Below are 23443 nucleotides of genomic sequence, written 5' to 3'. Positions count from 1 at the left end.
AAAAGGAGGTGTGGGGATGGATCATCCCGATTCGCGACACATAGAGAGTATGTCAAAAGATCAAATTGAGACATCAGATAGAGGAGATCCTGACCCCTGCACATTCTAAGGGATCCGGGTATCTCCTGACCTTGGGGAGGTAACAGCAATGATACAGAACATTACGTACGATGAACTCATTTTAAGAATCATTATTTTATTAAGAGATGGCAAACGCAAAGAATTTAAAAACATTATGGAAGAGCTTCAGCCGTATGATATGGCCTATTTATTTAAAGAGCTTCCAGAAAAACACCGCGGCCGCTTTCTCAGTTTTTTAACAGTCGATGATGTAACGGAAATGATGGGTGAGCTTGAGCGGGAATATCAAGAGATCGTTCTTGAAAAAGTAGGGAAAGACAAAGCTGCCTTCGTTACAAACAAAATGGATAATGATGACTTAGCCAACTTGTTCGATGAAATGGATGATGACCTAAAAGATCAGCTTTTATCAAACATGGAAGCAGAGGAATCAAAGGCCGTCCAGCTTCTCATGAATTACCCTGCTGAGACAGCAGGCCGAATCATGACCAACCGTTATGTATGGATACCTCAGCATTATACGGTTCAGGATGCGGTTGTGAAGCTGAAAAGCTTTGCTGAAATTGCAGAATCGATCAACTACTTATATGTGATCAATGATCAAAAACAGCTTGTAGGTGTCCTCTCATACCGTGATCTTATTTTAGGTGAACCGGATGAAAAAGTGCAGGATCTCATGTTTACAAGAGTCATTGCCGTCGGAGCATTTCAAGACCAGGAAGAAATCGCAAAGCTGATTGAACGGTATGACTTTCTTGCCATTCCTGTTGTGGAAGAGAACAATGTCCTTGTCGGAATTGTCACAGTCGATGATATCATTGATGTCGTCATTCAAGAGGCGGGCGAAGACTATGAGAAGTTTGCTGCCTCTGGTAAAGATATTACGTTTGACACGCCGTCATTTGTTGCGGCATACCGCCGTCTTCCTTGGCTGATTTTACTATTATTTATTGGACTGATTTCAGGCAGTATATTAAATTATTTTGAAGATACCCTTCAGCAAGTTGTTGCTCTTGCTTTCTTCATGCCGATGATTGCAGGTATGACAGGGAATACTGGTACACAGTCTCTTGCAGTCGTCATTAGAGGGCTTTCAAAAGAAGAATTAACGAAAAAAACCATTATGCGCCTTATTTTTAGAGAGCTGAGAACAAGTATTTACATTGGCATTGTCTGTTCAATCATTATTACAGTTGTCGCGATGGTTTGGCAGGGCAATATGATTTTAGGATTTGTCGTTGGTTCCTCACTCCTTGCGACACTCATTATTGGAACAATGGCAGGTACTGTCGTGCCCATTATTTTACACAGATTAAACGTGGACCCGGCTATTGCATCTGGACCGCTGATTACAACATTGAATGATATTTTATCACTGCTTATCTATTTTGGGATTGCCACAGCGTTCCTTCATACACTGATGTAGCAAAAAGACTGTAAAACGTGTCGTTTTACAGTCTTTTTTGAATAAAGATTGCATATAGCGCTTTCATCCTTTACATTTTAAGGAGAAGGTGGGAGAGAAGCATGAAGAAGTTCTTATTCATTTTGATGTGTATTCTTTTGCTTAGTGCATGTCAAAGGGAAGACGAAGGGAAAGACAGGCGGCTTGTTGCTGCAGAGCACATGCTTGAAGCGATCGCTGAAGGGAATAAAAGAAAAATGGAGAACATCTATGTCGAAGGTGCGGTCCCAAGTCCGAATGATATTCTGACATTAAAAAAAGAATGGGGCATTGAGAAGCTTTCCTATCAAGACTTTCAGCTGGAAGAAGCAAGCATTCATGTCTTTCATGCGAATTATAAAGATGCTCAAACTGGAGAGAAAAAGGCACTTGCCCTTCGGGTAAAGGAAGATCCTGAAAGAGGTGTCCTCATTGACTTTGTAGGGGTTGTCGAAGGAGATGAAGCGTCGTCTAAATAAAAAGAATCGTTCAAAAGAGCGATTCTTTTTTGTTTATCGATTTTTGTACCGGAAGTGTGCGTTGATCTGGCCTTCCAGCATTTTTTTCTTAAATTGCCCGCTTTTTAACGCCTGTTCTTTTTTCTTCATATCTTTTAAAATTTCGGCTGTCTGCACACCATCTTCCCGTTTATTGGCGATGTCCATTAAACGTTCTACATCAGAAAAAGAATATTTCCGCGTGCCTCTTGTTGAGCGCTGGGGGTAGATGAGTTTACGTTCCTCATAATATCGGATTTGCCTGACAGAAAGCCCTGTTAATTCACTGACAATCCCGATTGAAATGACTTTTTTATCTTTATAAGATACATCTTCCTGCGTCATATACTCACCCCTGCAAGTCTTTTCTTTATATTATATAGAACGACAAGTAAAAAAACCTAACGTTTGTTAGAAAATATAACACAAAAACGAAAAAAATGAAAAAATCATGGGAGGAAACTTAACACTAAGCGTGCAAAGCATCTCACGAGCACATATAATAATGGTGAATTGAAATAGGAGGAGGAGCATATGATGGAGCAAACACAGATCATCCGTATGGCAAAAGAAATCATCGCTTTAGATGTGAAGAGGGACGAATTGCTTGAGCAATTCATGCAGGCTGCGGGTCAGAATGCACATGCTCTTCTAAGAGCCGTACAAAATGATTTGTATAAAAGGTCTTCATAAGCACCCGATCCATATCAATTGATAGGAGGGGATATTCGGTGCGGCGTATATTAAAAGAAGCTTTAGCGAAAGAAAGACGTTATTATACGAAGCAGCTGTGTTCGTTAGGGGTTTACAGCCCTGACACGGCCAAAAACATGACAATTAGTGACTTAAAAAAAGAGTATCATTTCTTTTTCAACAAAACAGAGCGCAATCTGTGAAAATCCCTTTAAATGTGCGCAAGTCACATAGAGGGTTCTTTTTTTGCGTGTTCAATATTATTTCAATATTGAATTTTGTAGAATTTTGACGAATTAGTTGCAAGAAAACATAGAGTCTTTACAGATTATGTTAAAATTTGTCGTAACTTGATGGTTTGCTAAAAAAGCTTTTTTTCGAGATGATTGTGAAAAATAAGAAGGATTTTAAAAGTTTATATCGAAATCTTATACATAACACGAATGGAGTCAATTATGTGGTTGAAAGGGTTTTCAAAACGTACTTCTATTTTTTACGAAAGGCTCCAACTGCACCGCAAGAAAGCCTTGAAGTTAAAAAAATATTATAAGAGGTAGATATGTGATGAGACTATCGTTTAATGAAGAAGAAGTAGAACGTTCAATGACGCTTTACAAGGTTTTTGCAAGAGCATTTAAAAGCGTTTCAGAACACAGTATTAGAGACAGCAAAGAGCATGGATTTAATCCAACTGAATTTGCCGTTCTTGAATTGCTGTACACAAGAGGTGCTCAAAAGCTTCAGCAAATCGGCTCAAGACTCCTGCTTGTCAGCGGGAATGTCACGTACGTAATTGACAAGTTAGAACGAAATGGTTTCATTGAAAGAGAACAGGACCCAAAGGACAAACGGTCGGTTTATGCCCATTTAACAGATAAAGGGCGCAGTTATCTTGATAAGATTTACCCGATCCATTCTCTTCGTATTGCGCGGGCGTTTTCTGGTCTGACGCGTGAAGAACAAGAGCAATTGATTAGTCTGCTGAAAAAAGCGGGCATTCACAGTCAGCATTTATTATTTAGATAAAACGAAAAGGTGCCATCGTTGGCACCTTTTTTTATGTGTCCAGCTCATGTGCAGGATAGGCGATGAATTTCTCAATATCGCTTGCTGGAAGGGGTTTTGCATAATAAAAGCCTTGTAAGTCGTCACAGCCCTGCGCAGATAACAGCTGCGCCTGTGCGAAGGTTTCAACGCCTTCTGCAATGACTTCGAGAGATAATTGGTGGCCCATCGCTATAATGGCACCTGTGATCTGTTCAGACTTTGAATCACTTAGAATATCCTCAATGAAGGATTTGTCAATTTTTAGTCTATGAATTGGCAAATCCTTTAAATAGCTTAAGGAGCTGTGACCTGTACCGAAATCATCAATACTAATGCGAACCCCAAGCTGCTTAAGTGACATAAGCACCTGTTTTGATTGCTTAATGTTGTCCATTGTCATACTTTCTGTGACTTCAAGTTCGAGCAGTGACGGCTTAAGGTCGTATTTTTTCAGTGTCAGCTTGATCAAATCAATTAAGTCCTCAGCATTGAACTGTTTAGCAGATAAATTGACGGCCACAGGAATCTTGAAACCATTGTCATACCAAATTTTTGCCTGCTTACACGCGGTATCAATGACCCATCTACCTATATCAATGATAAGGCCTGATTCCTCGGCTAGTTCAATAAAAGCCTCAGGTGACTTTAAGGAGCCGTCTGGTGCTTTCATTCTTAAAAGAGCTTCAACCCCTGTCATTTTTCTTGTTTTGGCACTGACTTGAGGCTGATAGTGAAGCACAAACTGCTCTCTTTGAATGGCATCTCTTAACTCCAGCTCTCGATTTAGCCTGTCTTCACTCGATTTTTCCATTGATTCGGTGAAGAACTCATAACGGCTTTGCTTATGTTTTTTGGATAAATACATCGCCATATCGGCTTTTCTCATCAGTTCCATCCCATCTTTGCCATTTTGCGGGGAGATGGCGATTCCAATACTGATCGATGTAATGAGCTGATGATTCTGGATGAAAAAAGGGCGTTCAAATTGACGGATGATATTTTTAGAAAGCTGTTCAATTTTATATGTATCATGCTCCAAGTGTGGGAAAATCATTAAAAATTCATCTCCGCCAAGTCTAGCAATAAAGCCATTGTCCGGTAAACATTGCGTCAGTCTGTTTGCAGCGGCTTTGAGCAGTAAGTCCCCTATGTTATGACCAAGTGCATCATTAATAATTTTAAAACGATTCAGGTCAAGAAAAAGAACAGCCGTTGATGTCCTTGTCTCTCCTTGAGTGGATAAAACATCATTTAAATGATTGATACCGTGACGCCGATTAGGAAGCTCAGTTAATGCATCATAATGTGCCATCACATGAATTTCTTTTTCTGCAATCCGCTGCTGCGTTAAATCCTTTAAAACAAGATAAATGCTGTCAAGTGTATTGTTGACATGAACAGGTATGTAAGTGACATGGTAATAATAAAAACGATCTGCTGCTTTCAGTTCTGCTTCACGTGTGATGGCCTTCTTTGATTGGTAAATAAATTCTTCCCACATCTCAGTCGGCATCACGTATCGGCTGACATCATCACCAATCCAGGAATTGCACACTTTTAAAATTTGCTTACCTGAGTCATTAGCAGAAAGTACCTTTCGATCGACAGATAACACGATAATGCCATCGATATTATGTTTGATGAGTGATTGGAATCGCTGCTCATTTTCCTTTAGCTTATCTGACTGCTTCATGATTCGGTGATCAATAAAAGCGCCGAAAATCATCAGCGTTTGGACAATAAGAGTCATCAAACCAATGAAAATGGATAGACTGAATGGCGACATTTCAAGAGAACCACCCGCAGCGACCTGTCCCTCTGAATGAAAAAACATGGTAGAAGCAGCCATTCCGGTATAGTGCATACCAGCAATAGCAAAACCCATCACGAGTGCGCCAGCTATTTTTAACAGATGATCTTCCTGTCTTTTCTCAGATCGATGGAGCCGAAAAAAGAGATTTAACGAAAAGTAAGAAGCTAGCGCAGCAAGGAAAAACGAAAGGAAAAAGAGGACTGGATCATAGCTAATTGAAACATTGGCCATTGATTCCATTCCGAGATAATGCATGCTGCAAATAGCCGATCCCATAGTGATTGAACTAATCAGCAGTCGTCTTGTGGAAAGCTGCTGCTGAATGCAAATCGAAAAAGCGATCAAAGAACCGATAAAGGATGCCAAAATCGATAAAATCAGTAAAGGGGTTTCGTATGTGATGCCAGAATGCATGTGAAATGCCGTCATACCGATAAAATGCATCGACCATATCCCCATCCCCATGATCATTGCACCAATGATCAGCCATCCCTTTTTCTTTGCGCCGCTTGACTGTATCACTCGGCTGGCTAAATGAAGAGCTGAGTAGGAGGCGACAGCGGCGACAGCGACTGACAGAAAGACAAGCCATCCGTTGTAACTTCCTGTTAAATGTGTCATGTGAGAAAACCTCCTGTATCCAAAAACAGACATATATTTAATATATCGGATCGATTGTCCCTTGTGTTCACTTTTCATTCACTTAAAAAGGACAATCAGCATTTTTTTCGTTCATTTTTTATAGTAAAATCAAATTTTAATGTAAAAAAACGATGAAAAGTGAATCGTTTCTTCGGTTTTATTCGTTTAATAAGTGGCACGGTTCTAAAAGTGATAGGGCCTGTCAAACTGATTATGTGTGAAAGGGATTGATGAACATCGAAGATTTTATTATTTCTTTAGCTGATGCCTTTAAGAATTTGTCGTACTTTGGCATCTTCCTCGCATTATGCATTGAATTTGTTCCTGCTGAAGTGGTTTTGCCTCTCGCGGGTTACTGGGTCTCAGAAGGGGACATGGCCTTCATCGGTGTTGTGGCTGCAGGATCGATTGGCGGCGTGGCTGGCCCTTTGACCTTGTACTGGTTAGGACGTTACGGCGGCAGACCCTTTTTAAATAAATATGGGAAATACTTTTTTGTAAAACCTGAGTCGCTTGATAAATCGGATGCTTTCTTTGAAAAGCATGGCGGTTTTGTCGCGTTTAGCGGCCGGTTTATTCCAGGAGTGAGAACCCTTATTTCCATTCCATGCGGTATTGCCAAGATGAATGTGTGGGTATTTTGCCTGTATACGTTTTTGGCCATTACGCCGATTACGTTTGTGTATGTGTATCTAGGATTTATGCTTGGGGAGAACTGGAAAGAGGTTGGCGCCATTTTAGATCCATATCTTTTACCGATTGGGATCGGTGTTGTGTTATTGTTCGTTCTTTACGTATGGTTTAAGCGAAGAAAGAGAAAAACAGAAACGCCAACTGCTTAATCACGGTATTGGGATGCACGTAACCTGTTGACAATCCAGTATCTATTGATTAATATATAAGTAATCTAAATATTCTTAATCCCACCAAAGGGGAGTAGCGTCCGGTATTACCGGAAACAAAGTCGTCATTACATGGACTTACGTTCCATCGGCTTTGTTGGCATGATTCTACATATCACATGTCTAGCAAGACCTTTGCCATTTCAGGCAAAGGTCTTTTTTGCATTCATAAGCCTTTGTCTGTTGTGGGACAATAGATAAAAAAACAAGGAGGAATGATGATGGATGCAGCAATTATTTTAGAATACGGGTGGGTTCTTCTCGTATTGATTGGATTAGAAGGGATTTTAGCAGCTGATAATGCGCTAGTCATGGCCGTGATGGTCAAACACCTTCCTGAAAAGCAAAGAAAAAAGGCATTGTTTTACGGACTTGCGGGTGCGTTTGTCATGCGATTTGGTTCTTTATTTCTTATTTCGTTTTTAGTGGACGTGTGGCAAGTTCAAGCAATTGGCGCAATTTATCTTCTTTATATTTCCATTCACCATATTTTGAAATCTCATGTATTTAAGAAAAAGGAATCAGAAATAAACATGAAGCAAAGCGGCTTCTGGGCAACAGTTGTGAAAGTAGAGCTTGCCGATATTGCTTTTGCAGTAGACTCTATTTTAGCAGCCGTCGCTTTAGCGGTGACACTTCCAAACACAAATCTTCCGCAAATCGGTGGACTTGATGGCGGTCAATTTATCGTTATTCTTTTAGGCGGTATCATCGGTCTAATCATCATGCGATTTGCAGCAACTGTCTTTGTGAAGCTGTTGAAAACAAGACCAAGCCTAGAAACAGCAGCATTTGTCATTGTCGGATGGGTTGGCGTGAAGCTCACGCTTTATACACTTTCACATCCTGCCATTGGAGTCGTGTCCTCTCATTTCATTCATTCAACATTATGGAAAATCATTTTCTGGACGGTGCTTCTCGCGATTGCAGCATTTGGCTGGTTTTTATCAAGTCCATCCAGAAAGGGCGGGCAAGAAAGCAAGGAAAAACAAGAAGTGCGCCTAGAAGAGTAGGTTTTTTGAAAGAAATATCATTTCATTTTCATAACACGTATATTACAAAAAAGGGGGAGACACCCCCTTATTTCTTTGCTTTTAGACGAAACGTTGTAAAGTAGATAATGAAATACGTGTCATAATTGAGTAACAGGAAATGAATTCCTCATTTCTTCCTTTGCGCTTCCCTCATAAATTAGCTATCATAAATGAGTAATATAGGGAGAACTGAGGTGAAACCATTGCTTAGCCTTTCGTTTAAAAAAGGAAAGAAAAAGCAAACATTAGAGCAGTCGGCTATCAGTATCCAACAAGGTGATAGCAATCTGCAAAATGCATTAATAGAGCAATACAAACCATTTGTCGCTAAGACGGTTTCATCCGTTTGTAAACGATATATAGATGAAAAAGATGATGAATTCAGCATAGGCTTAATTGCCTTTAATGAAGCGATAGAAAAATACTCTGCTGAAAAAGGAAACTCACTCCTTGCTTTTGCGGAATTAATTATTAAAAGAAAAGTGATCGACTATATTCGAAAAGAAGCAAGAAATGCGCCAACGGTTCAAATGGACCTTCAAGAAAGTGAGAATGGCGAATACTCTCAAAGCATGATTGAAGCAGAGCTTTCTGCAAAAGAATATAGGCGTTTAATTGAACAAGAACACAGAAGAGAAGAGATTGAACATTTTAAAGAACGATTGAAAGTATACGGCCTCACGTTTCAAGAGTTGCTTGAGCATTCACCAAAGCATGCAGATGCCAGGCAAAATGCAATTAAAGTGGCCCATACACTTGTTGAACACGATGAGCTAAGAACCATTTTATTTCAGAAAAAACAATTGCCAGTCAAACAGCTGGAAAAGCTAGTGGAAGTTAGCCGCAAAACGATTGAGAGAAATAGAAAATATATCATTGCGATGGCGATCATTATGACGGGTGATTATGTGTATTTGAAAGATTACCTTAAAGGGGTGCTTAATTCATGAGAAGAGGCATTATAGTAGAGAAAAACAAAAAATATGTCACGCTGCTGACCCCTGATGGACAATTTCTGCGGACAAAGTACGAACAGCAAAACTATGAAATCGGGCAAGAAGTGACATTTCCGAATGAATCACGTCTCGAAAGAAAAAGAGCCGGTTTTTTTGACCTGCTCCGTTTACGTCCGTTAAATGCAGGAATTCTATCAATCGCAGCTATTATTGTCGTGATTTTCACTATGATGCCATCTTTCTCAAGTCAAAGAGCATATGCATATATGACGATTGACATTAACCCAAGCTTTGAGCTAAAGCTGGATCACAATTATCAAGTGATCGGTGTCACACCGCTGAATAAAGATGCGAAACAAGTACTCGCCAGTATGAAAGATTTGGAAAAAACCGACATGACCAAAGTGGTGCAGGAAATCATAGACGATTGTGATAAAAAGGGATACGTGAACCATTCTAAAAGCATTTATATTTCAACTGTTTATGAAAACAAGCAGGATCATACATATAAAACAAACGTAAAAAGCAAAATTAACACCATCTCTGGTGAATATCAAAAGCGCGATTACAAGCTTGAAACTGTGGAGGGTGACCTGGAAACAAGAGAGAAAGCACAAAAGGCAGGCATCTCAACAGGAACATATATTAGAAATCAAGAAATGCAAGACAAAGAACAAGAAGACATCAAAAAGAATGAAGACGCAGATGGTGATGCTGTCAAAGAAGAAGAGCCAAAGAAAGATGATGAAGATCAAGCAGACAAAGACGAACAAGAAGAAGTAAAGACAGACGATAGTGAAGAGGTGCAGCCTGATCAAGAGGCTCCTGAAGGCGAAGACAAAGAGCAGCAGGAAGTAGAGAGGGAAGAGCAAGGTTCTGTTCAAACGCCTCACCAAACAAAACCTGATGATGAAAACAAAGACAAACAGATCAAAGAGGAAAAGGATCGCTCTTTCGATAAAGAGCAAAAAAAAAATCACTCAACTGACCCTGATGGTCATGCTGAAAAGCACGCAAAAAAAAACGACAGGGATCAGAAACGACCGCCCGGTGAACGAAAAAGAGAACATGCAAAGCAAAAAGGAAAAGATGTGCCGCCTTCTTATCGCGAGAAAAGGCATGAGCACACATATGAACAATAAAAAACGCCAGAATTACTCCGGCGTATTTCACCATGTCATTATTTAGATTGATTGCCCATTTGTGATTGAGCCTGTTGAACGAGTCTTTTTGTGATTTCGCCGCCAACAGAGCCGTTTGAACGTGCGACTGTATCTGAACCGAGAGTCACGCCAAATTCTTGAGCGATCTCGTATTTAAATTGATCTAATGCTTGTTCTACTCCAGGAACAAGAAGTTGATTTCGGTTTGCCATGATCATATTCCTCCTTTCACCTCATGTTTGTTGCGCCTTCTTATTTTGAAAAAAACTGCCTGCAATTATGCTGGCAATTGCTGCACAAAAAAACCGAGGTGATAAAGGTCACCTCGGCTCTGATTTAAGCTTTTTCAGCTGCAGCGTATTAAACATCATTTCTTGTGCGGTGCTTTGCAAGTGAGAAGTGAAAACAGAGAAGACTGTAGAACTGATAATGCCTTTAATCAAGTGCCATTGCGGCTTCGACAATTCTGTAAACCCTTCACGGAGCTTGTCTGTCTGCTCCTCTGTCATTTCTCGTAAATTCGTTTCATTTAATGGAAAATGTGTATGATGATAAATAAAATCAAGGACATGCGCATATGCTTCATAAAAGCGGATGGGGCTAATAATATCATCCGTTCGATCTGTGATTGTGTTTAATAAGGCAGATAAGATCATGCGAATGGAATCAAAATCAAATACTGATTTTAAATCCCTGACAATTAATAAAATAACGACCTGATCAATGGAGTACTTTTTGCCAAGCTCTGGATGGCCGATCATATCCTTAATATCACGTTTGATCCAGTTTTGAATCGCAGTCGATTTAAGTGAAGTCAGCTCACACAAGTTACCAAGCTCAACAATTTCATTCGTTGAAAGTCCGTGCTCCGATTTTTGCTTCCGCCGTTCGAGCTTCTCAAAAAACGAAGGGATTTTTATTTCAACATATTTATGTTCCTTATCGCTTTTTACAGATGAATTCAAAAGCTGAAGCGGAGTCAGATCTCCCTCTCCTTTTAGAGAATACAGAAGTCTTGTCATGTCAATTCTCGTTAATTTAAAAGTCACCATGTTCCACCTCATTTTGTACGTCAAAAACGTGATTATTGATCTAATTCAACATCATAATCTCTTTTTGATGAAAATGCAAAATAAACTAAAATTGGAACGGAGCGTCACAATTTGTTCACTATTCATCGGTTACAAGTAGCGTGATCATTGAAATGGCAGGGCTTAAGCCGTTATGATAAACATAGAAAACGATTCCTTTTCCTTGCAATTTGAGACGTTTATTTTTATAATTTTATTAATAAGTTCATTTGAACTTAATATGACAGCGGAGGTTATGTATGGGTAAAAGAATTTTTCTGTTTATATTAACGAACATTCTTGTTATCACTACGATTGGTATTGTACTGTCGGTTATTAGTGCAGCAACTGGTGTTGGTTCTTATATAGGAGCAGACGGAAGACTTAATATCATGTATCTTCTTGTATTCAGTGCAGTTGTTGGTTTTGTTGGCTCGTTTATGTCATTAGCAATGTCTCGCTGGATGGCAAAAATGATGATGGGTGTGCGCGTGTTAAACCCTGAAAAGGATACGCTAACATATGATGAGCAGCAGCTTGTTGACCGTGTTCACAGATTATCTAGAGCAGCAGGCCTTTCTAAAATGCCTGAGGTTGGTATTTATCAATCATCTGAAGTAAATGCTTTTGCGACAGGTCCTTCTAAGAGAAGATCACTTGTTGCTGTATCGACTGGATTGCTGCATGAAATGGATGATGCAGCGGTTGAAGGTGTTATTGCTCACGAAGTCGCTCACGTTGCGAACGGTGACATGGTGACAATGACGCTGCTACAAGGGATCGTCAACACGTTCGTTGTTTTCCTTTCAAGAATTGCGGCATGGATCGCAAGTCGTTTCGTTCCACGTGAAGAGCTTGTGCCGATTGTCCACTTTATTGCTGTAATTGTCTTCCAAATTATTTTCTCTATCCTAGGAAGCCTTGTCGTGTTTGCCTATTCTAGACATCGTGAATTCCATGCAGACCGTGGCGGTGCTGACCTTGCAGGAAAAGACAAAATGATTCATGCACTTCGTTCTCTTGAGGCGTATACGTCAAGAATCAAAGATGATGATCAAACAGCAGTCGCGACACTAAAAATCAGTGGTAAAAGAAAAGCTTCTCTTTTCTCGACACACCCTGATTTAAACGAAAGAATCAGAAGGTTAGAAGCAAAATAAGAAAGACCAAAAAGACATTCTGTGATAGGATGTCTTTTTCTTTTTGATGAAAAAGAAAATAAAGCATAAAATATCTTTAAAATCATGTCTCTTTTCATTACAATGATAAGTATTGAAAAATGAAAGTTAAAAGAAGGAATAACAATGAACCCAATAAAAAAGCTAATTGACCGGCTATCGGCTTTTCAGCTGATTGCCCTTTATTATTTTCTCGCTGTCACAGTCTCATTTGTTCTTTTAAGTTTGCCAGTTGCTCATCAAGAGGGAGTAAAGTGGACATTTATTGATGCCCTATTTACAGCTGTGAGTGCTGTAAGTGTCACAGGTCTGACCGTTGTCGATATTTCACAAACATTTAGCGTCACAGGTATGTGGATTCTTGCGTTTGTTCTGCAAATCGGTGGAATCGGAATTATGACCCTCGGCACCTTCGTATGGATCGTTATGAGGAAAAGGATTGGCATTAAAGAAAGAAAACTCATTATGGCAGACCAAAACCAAAGCAATTTATCAGGAATTGTGAAACTAATGAAGCAGGTCTTATATTTAATTTTGCTGATTGAGTTTGTCGGCGGTTTGATTTTAAGTATGTATTTTCTCAAATATTACGACGTGCAAGGGGCTTTTTTACATGGCTTTTTCTCAAGTATTAGTGCGACAACCAATGGAGGCTTTGATATTACAGGGAATTCGTTGATCCCTTACAAAGGTGACTATTTTGTACAATTTATTACGATTCTGCTTATCATTTTTGGAGCCATTGGCTTTCCGGTGCTGGTTGAAGTAAAGGACTATTTATTTAATCAAGACCGGAAGCATGCATCGTTTTCTCTGTTTACAAAAATCACAACGATCACGTTTGGCAGCCTAGTCGTTGTTGGCGCAATCGGGATATATGCACTTGAAGCAGGTTTTACCTTTCTAGGGAAGAGCTGGCACGAAATTTTGTTTTATTCTTTGTTCCAATCAACGGCTACAAGAAGTGGTGGGCTTTCGACATTAGACATTACTCAATTAACAGAGCCGACGCTGTTATTTTTATGTTTGCTCATGTTTATCGGGGCTTCTCCAAGCTCGGTGGGAGGCGGAATTCGGACAACTACGTTTGCCCTTAATTTACTCGCCCTGTTTCATTTTGCACGGGGAAATAAGTCCATCAAAATTTTCAAAAGAGAGCTTCACCAAGCGGATGTTAATAAATCCCTCATGGTGACGATGATGGCCTTTATCTTGGTATTTGGTGCTACATTCCTGTTAACCTTATCAGAACATAATACACTTCTTGAAAATTTATTTGAAGTTTGTTCTGCTTTCGGAACAACCGGTTTGTCACTAGGGATTACCTCTGACCTCACTGTATTTGGTAAGTGTATTATCATGATGGTCATGTTTATCGGCCGGATTGGGATTCCAAGCTTCTTATATTTAATTGGCCGGAGAGAAAGTGAAGCGAATTATCATTACCCGAAAGAGCGCGTTATTATTGGCTAAACAGCATTCCCTGTGAATGCTGTTTTTTGATTTCCATTATATAACTGGCTAATTCACGCGAGATGTTCGCAATCTATAGGTAAGAGGTGAACGAGACGTGCTGGATGTAATATGGAAAGCAATTGTCATGCTGCTAGTTGGTACCTTGCTGCTGAGAATAGCAGGGCCTAAATCCATTAGTCAATTAACTGTACAACAAACGGTCATCATGATTTCAATCGGATCGATTATTATCCAACCCTTTATTGAGCATAATTTACTTGAAACGATTTATGCCGCCGCTACATTTATTATTGCACTCGTCATCATGGAAAAATTGTCTATCCAATCTGATTTCTTTGAAAAATTGGTGTCAGGGAAATCTGTGGTCATTTTGCAGGATGGAGAAATGCTTGATCACAAGCTGAAGAAAACGAGGCTCACAAGGGATGAATTCAAAATGCGCTTAAAGCAGCAAGGCATCACGGACATCAGCAGTCTTAAAAAAGCTACGTTAGAAGCTAATGGGCAAATTGGCTATGAATTAAAACCTGAGGAAAAACCAGTAACGGTTAAGCAAATGAAAGAGCTGTTTGAACAATTAAGAGAAGAACTAAACATACCAAAAAAGGAATGATTTCAAATGAAAAGAAAAGCAGCGAAAAATGAAGCACTCACAAACAATATGACGCCAACTGAAAGCATGGTACATGACCAAGGTCAAACACAATATGACGAACAATCAAAAGATCGTCAGGCAAACCGAAATTCTCACCAAGGTAAACAAGGGGGAGCATCTCGTGACTAAAAAACATGTGAAGAGCAAGGATATCAAAGACCATAAAAAACCGATGAACCCAGACATCTTAGAAGAGGAATTTGGCAGTGAGCTTGGAGATGTGAACAGTAGCAAATGGATTGATACCCTCATGAAGCCAAAAAAGGATGCTGAATGTAAGAACCAGAAATAGAAAAAACGATCCTCTTGGGATCGTTTCAGCGGTGTAGACAAACCCTCGCATTCTTTGTCAGGTCTGCGCGCCGGTGCTCACGAATGTCAAATTCGCTCCGCGCCGGTGCTCATCCTTCCTAGACTTCAAAGGTTTTCTATCACGCTGAAAAGAAGACAAAGGGCTAAAATAAACATCATTTTAGCCCTTTGTCAACAATCTGAAACGATCCTCGTGGGATCGTTTTTTATTTGATATAGCTGCTTTGTCTGCCAGTGATCGTTCGCATGAGATTGGTCATTTTGAGCTCAATCACTGGCTGTGCAACGGTTTTGACAAATGTACTAGATAGGGTAAAGGTTAAGAGGATGGTTAGCAGCAATAAAATCAGTACACTTGATGTATTTAGTGCCCAATCATCAAACCACGTTGTTCTGAGCAGCTTGATGACAAAGCCATGCAATAAATAGACATATAATGTTCTCGTGCCCCATTTTGTAAAGAAGAAACGGCGTGTTGGGACTAATGCAAAGAAGCTAAACGTAGCGCCAAAGGCAAGCAAATACCATGCCATTCGTTTCATAGCCGCAATCAGTCCTTCATCTCCAAGAGAAGAGTATGATTGTGACCCAAATAAGAAGGAATAATCGAATTCATAGAAATAGCAAAACATGAACACGCCCATCAATACAAGAAATGCTGTTATTTTCCCTTTGCTTGTTCGGATGAATTCAAAGTGCTGCTTCTTTAAATAAAAGCCAGCCAAAAACATGGGCAAAAAGACAAACGTACGCGATAAGCTGAGCGTATTGCTAATGCTGTCCACGTAACCGACAAGTAATGCAATCGATAAACTGACGATCATCGCCCAGTGGAACGGCAGTTTGGAAAAAGGAATGAGCAGCAAATTCCAAAAGAATAAACTAATTAAAAACCATAAAGACCATTGCGGATCAATTGGATTTAAATTGGACATACTTTGATCCTGCAAGAGATAATAGTACACAGAATAGATTACCTGGAAAATTAAATATGGAATGATCAGCTTAACGGCGACTTTTTTCATAAAACCAGGCTTTCTAAACCCTTTTGCAAAGAAGCCAGAAACCAAGATAAAGGCCGGCATATGAAATGTATAAATAAACTTGTATAAGTAGAGCAGCCAATCATTATCATGGATGAATGATCGTAACAAATGACCAAAAACAACTAGAAAAATCAGAAGAAATTTCGCATTATCAAAATAATTATCTCGTGAAGATGCCATAACATCACCTTTCCTGCTTCATTTCAAACATAAACGTTCTATGTCCACTGTTCCCTCATTTGCCCCATTTTAAAGTACATTTTGGCTCATTTCGCTATTTGATTTGAAATTGTAGAATGGTTGTAAAAGAAGCGTAAGAAAAAAGATTCATTATACAATCGTGTCATCCGCATGAAATAAATTAAACAGTCTTCGTGTGAAAAGTTATCTTTTTTTATGAGTCGAATGAAGGAACAATGAAAAAATTGTAGAAATATTGTAGAGGAACGAGGCTGGAAAAGGAGTGTAAGAGAATGACTGAAACGCTCGATGGCAAGCGATTAATCCCCGTGGGAGATATCAGAAAATTAGAAAAAGAGAACGAATATTTGCGAACTGAGTTGATGCAGCAAAAAATGCTGTTAAATAAGACGTTAGATGCCATTTTCATATTTGATCAGCACCTCAACATTATCCAAGCCAACGAAGCGACATGCAGGCTTGTACAGACACCGAAAGAAGACCTCCTCAATAAATCCGTTCTAGATTTCCTATACGGCATCCCGAAAGATAAAATTGAATGCTCACTCGAGATTTTTTTTCGAAAAGGTACATTAAAAAGAGAAATCTCCATCCAGCTTGAAAATGGCGAGACAAAATACATTGAATTTGTCGCAGAACATGACGCCTTGAATCAACAATATATTGTGGTGATGCGAGATATTTCTTCAAAGAAAATCTTAGAACGAGAACGCTCCATGAATGAGCAGCTGTTCAAAGATTTGTTTGACCGAGCGATTGATGGTATGGTCATTTTTGATCAGGATGGCTGCATGATCGACGCCAATCACTCTTTTTGTCAGAGCTTTGAGCTTCAAAAGACAGATTTAGCAGATCGTTATTTAAATGAATTTGTCGAAGAAGAAAATCTTCCAGCTTTGCAGCACCTTTTAACGTCATTAAAAGAAACAGGGAAGGCAAAGGGAGAGCTTCCCGTTACCCTTCAATCTGGTCAGCACAAATTATTCGAACTGACCATTACATCAAATGTTATGAGCGGTTTTTATATGTCCATCATGCGGGATATTACAGAAAAAAGGTTAATGGAAGAGAAGCTGTTAAAAAGTGAAGAACGCTTTAGAGAAATATTCGAAAATGCGATGGATGCTATCATCATATGGGCGGACGATGGAGAGATTGTGAGAGCCAATGAATCGGCCTGCCGTATTTTTGAATTACCAATGCATCAGCTGATTGGCAAGAAACTCACAGACTTTCTCGTCAAATCTGATAAGAGATATAGACCGACAAGAAGACGTTATATCAGGAATGATGAAATAAGGGAAGAACTCCTGTTCAGAATGGCAAATGGTCAATTTAAAGAGCTTGAGTTCACCTCGAAGCATGCGGTATTAGAAGGACAGCACTTAACCATTTTACGTAATGTCAGTGATAGAAAGCGAATGGAGCAGGAGCTTCGTGAAAGTGAGCTCAAATTCCGTAAAGTATTTAACGGGTCAATGGATGGCATTGTTCTTTTCGATAATCAATACCGGATTATTGATGTCAATCCTTCTGCAAGCGAACTGCTAGAACTGAAGGACGATCATTTAACTGAAATGAATCTCTTTCATATACTTGCCCCATATCAAATTGAAAATTTAGCACAGCCCGCTCAGGCGATGTCATTAGATGAGATGGACAATGAGGTTCCGTTTGTGCTGAGCCACCCAGATCAGCGCATACTGGAATTCTCCTTTAAACGCAATATTATTCATAACATGAATCTAGCGATCTTTAGAGATGTGACAGAGCGGAAGGAACTAGAAGAGCGGGTGAGAAAATCAGATACACTTCATGTGGTCGGAGAGCTTGCCGCTGGAATTGCACATGAAATTAGAAATCCGATGACGGCATTAAAAGGCTTCATTCAGCTGCTGAAAGGAAATATTGAAGGGGAGTATTCACTCTATTTCAATGTCATCACATCAGAGCTAAAAAGAATTGAATCCATTATTACAGAATTTTTGATTTTAGCGAAACCGCAAGCCATTGTGTATGAAGAAAAAAATGTGGTGCAAATTGTAAAAGACACGATGGATCTTCTGCACGCACAGGCGAATCTTGGCAATGTCCAAATGCACCTCAATGTCATGGATGAGATTCCGCTGATCTACTGTGAACAAAATCAATTAAAGCAAGTCTTCATTAACATTTTAAAAAATGCGATTGAAGTGATGCCGCGGAAAGGAAATGTATACGTGAGCATTCAGCGGAAGGGCGAGGAGCATATTGTCATTTCATTGCGTGATGAAGGCTGCGGAATGACAGAGGATAAGCTAAAGCGTCTTGGTGAACCATTTTATACAACGAAAGAACGAGGAACTGGACTTGGTTTAATGGTTAGTTATAAAATTATTGAAGAGCATCAAGGAACCATTGAGGTAGAGAGTGAGGAAGGAGTAGGGACAGTTTTCCACCTTACGCTGCCACTTAGGCAACAGAAACAAGAAGGAGAGCTTTAATATGTATTATACAGTCTATAGCGCACCAATCGGGGCATTATACATACTAGAAAAAGACGGTGTCATTATCGAAGTGGTGTTTGATGATGAACCGTTTTTGGCAAAAAAGCAGACAGCCGATCTTAAAAAAGCAGATACGCCGGTCTTGCGAGAAGCGAAAAAACAGCTTGATGAGTATTTCAAGGGAGATCGTAAAGTATTCGATCTTCCACTCAAGCAAGCTGGCTCTCCATTTCAAGAGCAAGTGTGGGAGGCACTTTCGGCTATTCCATACGGTGAATCAAAAAGCTATGCAGACATTGCAGAAGCGATTGGCAATCCAAAGGCCGTCAGAGCCATTGGACAAGCCAACCGGCGCAATGCCTTGCCTATTTTTATCCCGTGTCACCGGGTCATTGGAAAAGACCGGTCTCTCACGGGTTATGCAGGAACGAAGACAGATATGAAAGCGGTTCTGCTTGAATTAGAAGGCATCCCATTTGTTCAAAAATAAATCGATTGACCTGTTCCAAATGTTTAGCAAACGACATATCCTTTTATTAAGCTAAAAAAGTTGGTTGAGGGAAAAAGGAGGGCGCTAGGATGTTTTGGGGCAAAAAAGATAAAATGTATGCCGTCACGTCACTATGTGTCAAAATGAACGTTTTGACAGAGGAACAAAAAAAAGAAATTTTAGCCAAAACGATCGAAACAAAAAAGCGCGGTGCTCTTAAATGACAAGAACACGGCGCTTTTTTGTGATCAGAGTGAGATGCTTTCAGTGAAAAGTGCATCAATCTCCTCTGTGTAATTGGAAGTGATAATTCCTTTCTCTGTAATGATACCTGAAATGAGATGGTGGGGAGTGACATCAAAGGCGGGATTAAATACCTGAACATCGGGCGGTGCAATTTGTATGCCGTTTAATTCCTTAACTTCCAGCGGGTCGCGCTCTTCAATCGGAATATCTGCCCCATCGCGGGTCGATACATCAAAGGTCGAAAGTGGTGCTGTCACAAAAAACGGAATTTGAAAGTGTTTGGCCAGAATGGCAAGACCTAACGTTCCAATCTTATTCGCTGTATCTCCATTTCGAGCGATTCGATCAGCTCCAACAATGACAGCAGAAATTTGCTTTTCTTTCATCGTATGGGCTGCCATGTTATCTGTGATGAGCGTCACATCCACACCGCCCTGCATCAGCTCCCATGTCGTCAGTCGAGCGCCTTGAAGAACAGGGCGTGTTTCACAAGCATAAATGTGAAGATCAAGATTTTTCTTTTTGGCTAAATAAAAAGGAGCAAGCGCTGTTCCGTAACGGCTCGTTGCGATGGAGCCTGCATTACAAATGGTCATAATACGGTCACCTGATTTAAAGAGCTGGAGAGCATTTTGACCAATTTGCCTGCATGTTTCTTCATCTTCGATTTGAATTTGAATGGCTTCATGGACAAGATCTGTTTTGGCTGCATTCACCGAAGCAGCACGCTCAATGCGCTGAATCAGTCGGTCTAATGCCCAGGCAAGGTTCACAGCTGTTGGACGAGCACTGTTTAAATATTCTTTTAGTCGAGCGACTTCTTGTTGAAAGACATCAATTTCTTCTGTATCAATTCCTTGAGCACTCAGCGCCAGCCCAAAAGCTGCTGTAATGCCAATAGCAGGTGCTCCGCGCACTTTTAACGTCACAATCGCATCATACACATCTTCTTTAGTAAATAAATGCTCAAATACGGTTTCGGCCGGTAATTTTTGCTGATTCAAAATGTTAATATGGTTTTCTTCCCATTCGACGGAACGGGGAACTTCAAATTCTTTAGACAAAACCCGTCACTCCTTTACAGACTGCTGGAATAATGCGACGAGGTCAGACGCTGTTTCCACTGCATGATATTGTTTAATGAATGTTTTTCCGAGCGTAAGTGCTGCTTTTTTCTGCTGAATCCGTTTAGTTGATGATGGAATCGCATCCAGATCAGCCGCATGAGCAAGCCCAATTGTTCGGCGAACAAGCTCACAGCCGGCAAAGCCTGTCGCTTCTTTTAAAATACGGTCAAAGGTTGTTTCTAAAAAGCTGTCCGATACACTAAACGCTTCAATGCTGTCTTCTTTCCAAGCCTTTGTGAACACTTCTTTGAATGTGGCCCATACATTGACAACATGAGCAAAAAGGTGCTGCTGATCCTGTTCATTCTCATGAGATAAAGCATTCAAGAACAGATTGGCAATAAAGTGTCCGATATCAAATCCAAAGGGACCGTAAAAAGCGAATTCTGGATCAATGATCTTTGTTTCAGTCTCGCTTGCAAAAATACTTCCTGTATGAAGATCTCCATGAACCAGTGTTTCAGCTGAGGTTAAGAAAATGCGCTTTAGCTCTGCTGCTTTTGCTTGCACGGCAAGATCCGCCCACAGCGCTTCGGCATCTTCTCTTAATTCCTCTTCGAAGTCATTTGTTTCACTATTAAAGAAAGGGTCTGTGAAGACGAGCTTTTCTGTGATGTCACAAAGATCAGGGTTCGTAAACTGCTTCACGAATTGTTTTTTGATTTTAGGATTTGTGGCAAAGTCAGATGTGTAAAATAGTGTTTTGCCTAAAAATTCACCGACATGATCTGATAAGTGCGGATATTGTTTTCCGGCAATTAGCCCTTTTCTGACGATTTCTAAGTGTGATAGATCCTCCATTGCTGTCACAGCAAGAGCTGTATCAGAATAATAGACTGCTGGTACGAGGTGCGGCGCATATTCTGACTGCTTAATCAGTACAGCACTTTCAATTCTTGCACGGTCTAATGTAAGCGGCCAGCTCTCCCCAACCACCTTTGCATAAGGCAGTGCCTGCTTGATGATCAATCCTTTTTCACGTTTGTGATCAAAAATATGAAAGACGTAATTTAAATTCCCGTCACCGATTTCAGTACATGTCAAATGACTGCTTTCTTTGATCAAACCAAGTCTAATCGCCAGTGCAACTGCCGAGCTCTCTGTTAATTCTTCATATGATGCCGTAAGTGTAACCAATTGCTTCCCCTCCAAATCATATAAAAAAGCCTCTTTCTCCTGAGAGAAAGAGGCTTGATAGCGTGTATGCTCTAAGCCTCTCTTATCTCTCAGCACATACGTCTGATGGAATTAGCACCGTGCCCTATAAGACAATTGTCTTGGCGCTTTACTTGCTGCGCCCCACTTCACAGTGGTATTAACGGTCGGTTGCTGTTGGGGTCAAAAGGCCAAATCCCTCGCCCAACTCTCGATAAGAGAAATCAATATGTCATTGTTTTGTCTGCATGCATTTCTTAATTCAAGATATTATCAGAGCTGCTCTTCACATGTCAATCTTTTTTCAAAATTGCTTTACAATTCATAAAACAATCCATTACAGTGAGTGTATTGTCACGTAACTTGAATAGAAGGTGAAAAAAATGGAATTCCAGCAATCAGATGTGTTGAAACATTTACCGAAACAGTTTTTTGCGTCGCTTGTCCAAAAAGTGCAGAAAAAAGTGCAGGAAGGAGCTGATATCATAAATTTAGGCCAGGGAAATCCTGATCAGCCAACTCCTCCGCATATTGTAAAAGCCATGCAGGAAGCGGTAGCAAAGCCCGAAAATCATCAATACTCCTCTTTTCGCGGAACAGCAAAACTAAAAAAGGCCGCCGCAGCCTTTTATGAAAGAGAATATGGTGTCACGCTTGATCCGAAGACAGAAATCGCCATTTTATTTGGCGGGAAAGCGGGACTTGTTGAGCTGCCGCAATGCTTACTGAATCCGGGTGATACGCTGCTTGTCCCAGACCCTGGTTATCCTGATTACTGGTCAGGCGCTGTGCTTGCTGGAGCTCATATGGTCACCATGCCTCTTCTTGAACAAAATGATTTTTTACCTGACTACCATCTATTGCCTGAGGCTGATAAGAAACAGGCAAAATTGATGTACTTAAATTACCCAAACAATCCGACTGGTGCCACTGCAAGTCGTGCATTTTTTGAAGAAACCGTTACTTTTGCGAAAGATCACAAATTGTGTGTTGTCCATGATTTCGCATATGGCGGCATTGGATTCGATGGAGAAAAGCCGGTCAGCTTCCTGCAAATAGATGGAGCGAAAGAGACGGGTATTGAAATTTACACATTGTCCAAAACATATAATATGGCCGGCTGGAGAGTTGGTTTTGCAGCAGGAAATCCCTCTGTCATTGAAGCGATCGAGCTTTATCAGGATCATCTGTTTGTGTCACTGTTTAAAGCTACTCAAGATGCAGCAGCAGAAGCTCTTTTAAGCGATCAAACGTGCGTACAGGTGCAAAATGATCGTTATGAAAAAAGACGAAATACATGGATCGCTGCCTGCAAGGAGATTGGCTGGGACGTAAGTGCTCCAAAGGGATCATTTTTTGCTTGGTTAAAGGTGCCAGAAGGATTTACATCTGAATCCTTTTCTAACTTATTATTAGAGAAAGCGCATGTTGTCGTGGCGCCGGGGAATGGCTTTGGTGCTGGCGGTGAAGGCTACGTCAGAGTAGGGCTTTTAACAAGTGAGAAGCGGTTAAAAGAAGCCGCAGAGCGCATCGCTGCCTTGCAGCTATTTGAAAAAAGCCATTGACAACGTAAAAAAATGGTGGGATAATTCAGGCAATATTGAAGAAAATTGAATATTCTTATCAAGAGTAGGCAGAGGGACTAGCCCAATGAAGCCCGGCAACCGACTTCCATGAAGCACGGTGCTAATTCTTGCAGCAGGCGCTGAGAGATAAGATTCGGATGAAT

The 23443-nt window shown here is 40.3% G+C and carries 25 protein-coding genes and 3 riboswitches; of the genes, 18 read left to right on the top strand and 7 right to left on the bottom strand.

Annotated elements, in window-relative coordinates; all coding sequences use genetic code 11:
• Positions 1-148 precede the first annotated feature (148 nt).
• Together mgtE and R0K30_RS05575 are read left to right on the top strand one after the other, a co-directional pair.
• Positions 149-1507 carry a magnesium transporter gene (mgtE, locus tag R0K30_RS05580; RefSeq protein WP_230031140.1) on the top strand — a complete coding sequence of 453 codons (1359 nt, stop codon included), beginning with the start codon at positions 149-151 and terminating at the stop codon, positions 1505-1507.
• Positions 1508-1608: 101 nt separating this feature from the next.
• A complete protein-coding gene (locus R0K30_RS05575) occupies positions 1609-2004 on the top strand; it encodes a metal ABC transporter substrate-binding protein (protein WP_099727462.1) in 396 nt (131 codons plus the stop codon).
• A gap of 33 nt (positions 2005-2037) precedes the next feature.
• Here the strand turns inward: R0K30_RS05575 and R0K30_RS05570 are convergent, their stop codons facing one another.
• On the bottom strand, positions 2038-2367 hold the full coding sequence (locus R0K30_RS05570) for a MerR family transcriptional regulator (protein ID WP_008361347.1): 330 nt from the start codon (positions 2365-2367) through the stop codon (positions 2038-2040).
• A 192-nt stretch (positions 2368-2559) separates the two neighbouring features.
• On the opposite strand from R0K30_RS05570, the gene R0K30_RS05565 reads away from it, so the two are divergent.
• From R0K30_RS05565 to R0K30_RS05555, 3 genes are all read left to right on the top strand, one after another.
• Positions 2560-2715, top strand: coding sequence for a hypothetical protein (locus tag R0K30_RS05565; RefSeq protein WP_099727520.1), 156 nt, complete (start codon positions 2560-2562; stop codon positions 2713-2715).
• Positions 2716-2753: 38 nt separating this feature from the next.
• The gene (locus tag R0K30_RS05560; RefSeq protein ID WP_099727461.1) at positions 2754-2918 is read left to right on the top strand and encodes a stress protein; all 165 of its coding nucleotides are present in this window, start codon (positions 2754-2756) and stop codon (positions 2916-2918) included.
• A 358-nt stretch (positions 2919-3276) separates the two neighbouring features.
• Complete coding sequence (locus tag R0K30_RS05555; RefSeq protein WP_095408317.1) at positions 3277-3741, top strand: MarR family winged helix-turn-helix transcriptional regulator; 465 nt, start codon at positions 3277-3279, stop codon at positions 3739-3741.
• A gap of 31 nt (positions 3742-3772) precedes the next feature.
• Here R0K30_RS05555 and R0K30_RS05550 read toward each other — a convergent pair whose 3' ends face one another.
• Positions 3773-6196, bottom strand: coding sequence for an EAL domain-containing protein (locus R0K30_RS05550; RefSeq protein ID WP_099727460.1), 2424 nt, complete (start codon positions 6194-6196; stop codon positions 3773-3775).
• A 251-nt stretch (positions 6197-6447) separates the two neighbouring features.
• Here R0K30_RS05550 and R0K30_RS05545 point away from each other — a divergent pair, with 251 nt between their 5' ends.
• From R0K30_RS05545 to R0K30_RS05530, 4 genes are all read left to right on the top strand, one after another.
• Complete coding sequence (locus tag R0K30_RS05545) at positions 6448-7059, top strand: DedA family protein (RefSeq protein WP_370461126.1); 612 nt, start codon at positions 6448-6450, stop codon at positions 7057-7059.
• 77 nt (positions 7060-7136) lie between these two features.
• Positions 7137-7307, top strand: a riboswitch (yybP-ykoY riboswitch).
• Positions 7308-7340: 33 nt separating this feature from the next.
• Positions 7341-8132, top strand: coding sequence for a TerC family protein (locus tag R0K30_RS05540; RefSeq protein WP_410609521.1), 792 nt, complete (start codon positions 7341-7343; stop codon positions 8130-8132).
• A 215-nt stretch (positions 8133-8347) separates the two neighbouring features.
• Positions 8348-9103: an RNA polymerase sigma factor SigI gene (gene sigI, locus R0K30_RS05535; protein ID WP_099727457.1), complete on the top strand. Its 756-nt coding sequence runs from the start codon at positions 8348-8350 to the stop codon at positions 9101-9103.
• Positions 9100-10251, top strand: a complete 1152-nt coding sequence (locus tag R0K30_RS05530) for an anti-sigma factor domain-containing protein (RefSeq protein ID WP_249705230.1) — start codon at positions 9100-9102, stop codon at positions 10249-10251. The genes sigI and R0K30_RS05530 overlap by 4 nt, the downstream gene beginning before the upstream one ends.
• A 38-nt stretch (positions 10252-10289) precedes the next feature.
• On the opposite strand, the gene R0K30_RS05525 is transcribed toward R0K30_RS05530, so the two are convergent.
• Together R0K30_RS05525 and R0K30_RS05520 are read right to left on the bottom strand one after the other, a co-directional pair.
• Positions 10290-10484 carry an alpha/beta-type small acid-soluble spore protein gene (locus tag R0K30_RS05525; RefSeq protein ID WP_099727455.1) on the bottom strand — a complete coding sequence of 65 codons (195 nt, stop codon included), beginning with the start codon at positions 10482-10484 and terminating at the stop codon, positions 10290-10292.
• A 108-nt stretch (positions 10485-10592) separates the two neighbouring features.
• Positions 10593-11324 (bottom strand): DUF1836 domain-containing protein, encoded by a 732-nt coding sequence (locus R0K30_RS05520; protein WP_410609518.1) that lies wholly within the window; start codon positions 11322-11324, stop codon positions 10593-10595.
• 278 nt (positions 11325-11602) lie between these two features.
• Between R0K30_RS05520 and htpX the strand changes: the two genes are divergently transcribed.
• The 5 genes from htpX (at position 11603) to R0K30_RS05495 (ending at position 14943) form a co-directional block, all read left to right on the top strand.
• Positions 11603-12502 (top strand): protease HtpX, encoded by a 900-nt coding sequence (gene htpX, locus R0K30_RS05515; protein ID WP_099727453.1) that lies wholly within the window; start codon positions 11603-11605, stop codon positions 12500-12502.
• A 144-nt stretch (positions 12503-12646) separates the two neighbouring features.
• A complete protein-coding gene (locus R0K30_RS05510) occupies positions 12647-13993 on the top strand; it encodes a TrkH family potassium uptake protein (RefSeq protein ID WP_099727452.1) in 1347 nt (448 codons plus the stop codon).
• Positions 13994-14090: 97 nt separating this feature from the next.
• A complete protein-coding gene (locus R0K30_RS05505) occupies positions 14091-14609 on the top strand; it encodes a DUF421 domain-containing protein (protein ID WP_099727451.1) in 519 nt (172 codons plus the stop codon).
• A gap of 6 nt (positions 14610-14615) precedes the next feature.
• Entirely contained in the window at positions 14616-14780 is a 165-nt protein-coding gene (locus R0K30_RS05500) for a hypothetical protein (RefSeq protein WP_099727450.1), read from the top strand.
• Complete coding sequence (locus tag R0K30_RS05495; protein WP_180275515.1) at positions 14773-14943, top strand: hypothetical protein; 171 nt, start codon at positions 14773-14775, stop codon at positions 14941-14943. Before R0K30_RS05500 ends, R0K30_RS05495 begins: the two co-directional genes overlap by 8 nt.
• Positions 14944-15169: 226 nt before the next feature.
• Here the strand turns inward: R0K30_RS05495 and R0K30_RS05490 are convergent, their stop codons facing one another.
• Entirely contained in the window at positions 15170-16189 is a 1020-nt protein-coding gene (locus R0K30_RS05490) for an acyltransferase family protein (protein ID WP_410609514.1), read from the bottom strand.
• A 293-nt stretch (positions 16190-16482) separates the two neighbouring features.
• Between R0K30_RS05490 and R0K30_RS05485 the strand changes: the two genes are divergently transcribed.
• The 3 genes from R0K30_RS05485 to R0K30_RS05475 all read left to right on the top strand — a co-directional run bounded on the left by R0K30_RS05485 (position 16483) and on the right by R0K30_RS05475 (position 19410).
• Positions 16483-18693, top strand: a complete 2211-nt coding sequence (locus R0K30_RS05485; protein ID WP_327925511.1) for a PAS domain S-box protein — start codon at positions 16483-16485, stop codon at positions 18691-18693.
• A gap of 1 nt (position 18694) precedes the next feature.
• On the top strand, positions 18695-19186 hold the full coding sequence (locus R0K30_RS05480) for a methylated-DNA--[protein]-cysteine S-methyltransferase (RefSeq protein ID WP_099727447.1): 492 nt from the start codon (positions 18695-18697) through the stop codon (positions 19184-19186).
• Positions 19187-19275: 89 nt separating this feature from the next.
• The gene (locus R0K30_RS05475; RefSeq protein ID WP_256499502.1) at positions 19276-19410 is read left to right on the top strand and encodes a hypothetical protein; all 135 of its coding nucleotides are present in this window, start codon (positions 19276-19278) and stop codon (positions 19408-19410) included.
• A gap of 24 nt (positions 19411-19434) precedes the next feature.
• On the opposite strand, the gene mtnA is transcribed toward R0K30_RS05475, so the two are convergent.
• Together mtnA and mtnK are read right to left on the bottom strand one after the other, a co-directional pair.
• Positions 19435-20496: an S-methyl-5-thioribose-1-phosphate isomerase gene (mtnA, locus tag R0K30_RS05470; RefSeq protein WP_099727446.1), complete on the bottom strand. Its 1062-nt coding sequence runs from the start codon at positions 20494-20496 to the stop codon at positions 19435-19437.
• A gap of 6 nt (positions 20497-20502) precedes the next feature.
• Entirely contained in the window at positions 20503-21696 is a 1194-nt protein-coding gene (mtnK, locus tag R0K30_RS05465) for an S-methyl-5-thioribose kinase (protein WP_410609511.1), read from the bottom strand.
• 80 nt (positions 21697-21776) lie between these two features.
• A riboswitch (SAM riboswitch) is annotated at positions 21777-21934 on the bottom strand.
• A 163-nt stretch (positions 21935-22097) separates the two neighbouring features.
• On the opposite strand from mtnK, the gene R0K30_RS05460 reads away from it, so the two are divergent.
• Complete coding sequence (locus tag R0K30_RS05460) at positions 22098-23279, top strand: pyridoxal phosphate-dependent aminotransferase (RefSeq protein WP_367307711.1); 1182 nt, start codon at positions 22098-22100, stop codon at positions 23277-23279.
• Positions 23280-23331: 52 nt separating this feature from the next.
• A riboswitch (SAM riboswitch) is annotated at positions 23332-23433 on the top strand.
• The last annotated feature ends 10 nt before the right edge of the window (positions 23434-23443 follow it).

Origin of the sequence: Bacillus sp. SIMBA_154 (genome assembly GCF_046536015.1) — a bacterium.
GTDB classification, from domain to species: domain Bacteria; phylum Bacillota; class Bacilli; order Bacillales; family Bacillaceae; genus Bacillus; species Bacillus pumilus_P.
Note: the sequence above shows the minus strand (reverse complement) of the source record. Positions and strands in the feature narration are given on the sequence as shown.

Excerpts from the sequence above, each read along its gene's own strand:
- mgtE (WP_230031140.1), top strand. The coding sequence starts at position 149 with ATGATACAGAACATTACGTACGATGAACTCATTTTAAGAATCATTATT.
- R0K30_RS05575 (WP_099727462.1), top strand. The coding sequence starts at position 1,609 with ATGAAGAAGTTCTTATTCATTTTGATGTGTATTCTTTTGCTTAGTGCA.
- R0K30_RS05570 (WP_008361347.1), bottom strand. The coding sequence starts at position 2,367 with ATGACGCAGGAAGATGTATCTTATAAAGATAAAAAAGTCATTTCAATC.
- R0K30_RS05565 (WP_099727520.1), top strand. The coding sequence starts at position 2,560 with ATGGAGCAAACACAGATCATCCGTATGGCAAAAGAAATCATCGCTTTA.
- R0K30_RS05550 (WP_099727460.1), bottom strand. The coding sequence starts at position 6,196 with ATGACACATTTAACAGGAAGTTACAACGGATGGCTTGTCTTTCTGTCA.
- R0K30_RS05545 (WP_370461126.1), top strand. The coding sequence starts at position 6,448 with ATGAACATCGAAGATTTTATTATTTCTTTAGCTGATGCCTTTAAGAAT.
- R0K30_RS05540 (WP_410609521.1), top strand. The coding sequence starts at position 7,341 with ATGGATGCAGCAATTATTTTAGAATACGGGTGGGTTCTTCTCGTATTG.
- R0K30_RS05530 (WP_249705230.1), top strand. The coding sequence starts at position 9,100 with ATGAGAAGAGGCATTATAGTAGAGAAAAACAAAAAATATGTCACGCTG.
- R0K30_RS05525 (WP_099727455.1), bottom strand. The coding sequence starts at position 10,484 with ATGGCAAACCGAAATCAACTTCTTGTTCCTGGAGTAGAACAAGCATTA.
- R0K30_RS05520 (WP_410609518.1), bottom strand. The coding sequence starts at position 11,324 with ATGGTGACTTTTAAATTAACGAGAATTGACATGACAAGACTTCTGTAT.
- htpX (WP_099727453.1), top strand. The coding sequence starts at position 11,603 with ATGGGTAAAAGAATTTTTCTGTTTATATTAACGAACATTCTTGTTATC.
- R0K30_RS05510 (WP_099727452.1), top strand. The coding sequence starts at position 12,647 with ATGAACCCAATAAAAAAGCTAATTGACCGGCTATCGGCTTTTCAGCTG.
- R0K30_RS05500 (WP_099727450.1), top strand. The coding sequence starts at position 14,616 with ATGAAAAGAAAAGCAGCGAAAAATGAAGCACTCACAAACAATATGACG.
- R0K30_RS05490 (WP_410609514.1), bottom strand. The coding sequence starts at position 16,189 with ATGGCATCTTCACGAGATAATTATTTTGATAATGCGAAATTTCTTCTG.
- R0K30_RS05485 (WP_327925511.1), top strand. The coding sequence starts at position 16,483 with ATGACTGAAACGCTCGATGGCAAGCGATTAATCCCCGTGGGAGATATC.
- R0K30_RS05480 (WP_099727447.1), top strand. The coding sequence starts at position 18,695 with ATGTATTATACAGTCTATAGCGCACCAATCGGGGCATTATACATACTA.
- R0K30_RS05475 (WP_256499502.1), top strand. The coding sequence starts at position 19,276 with ATGTTTTGGGGCAAAAAAGATAAAATGTATGCCGTCACGTCACTATGT.
- R0K30_RS05460 (WP_367307711.1), top strand. The coding sequence starts at position 22,098 with ATGGAATTCCAGCAATCAGATGTGTTGAAACATTTACCGAAACAGTTT.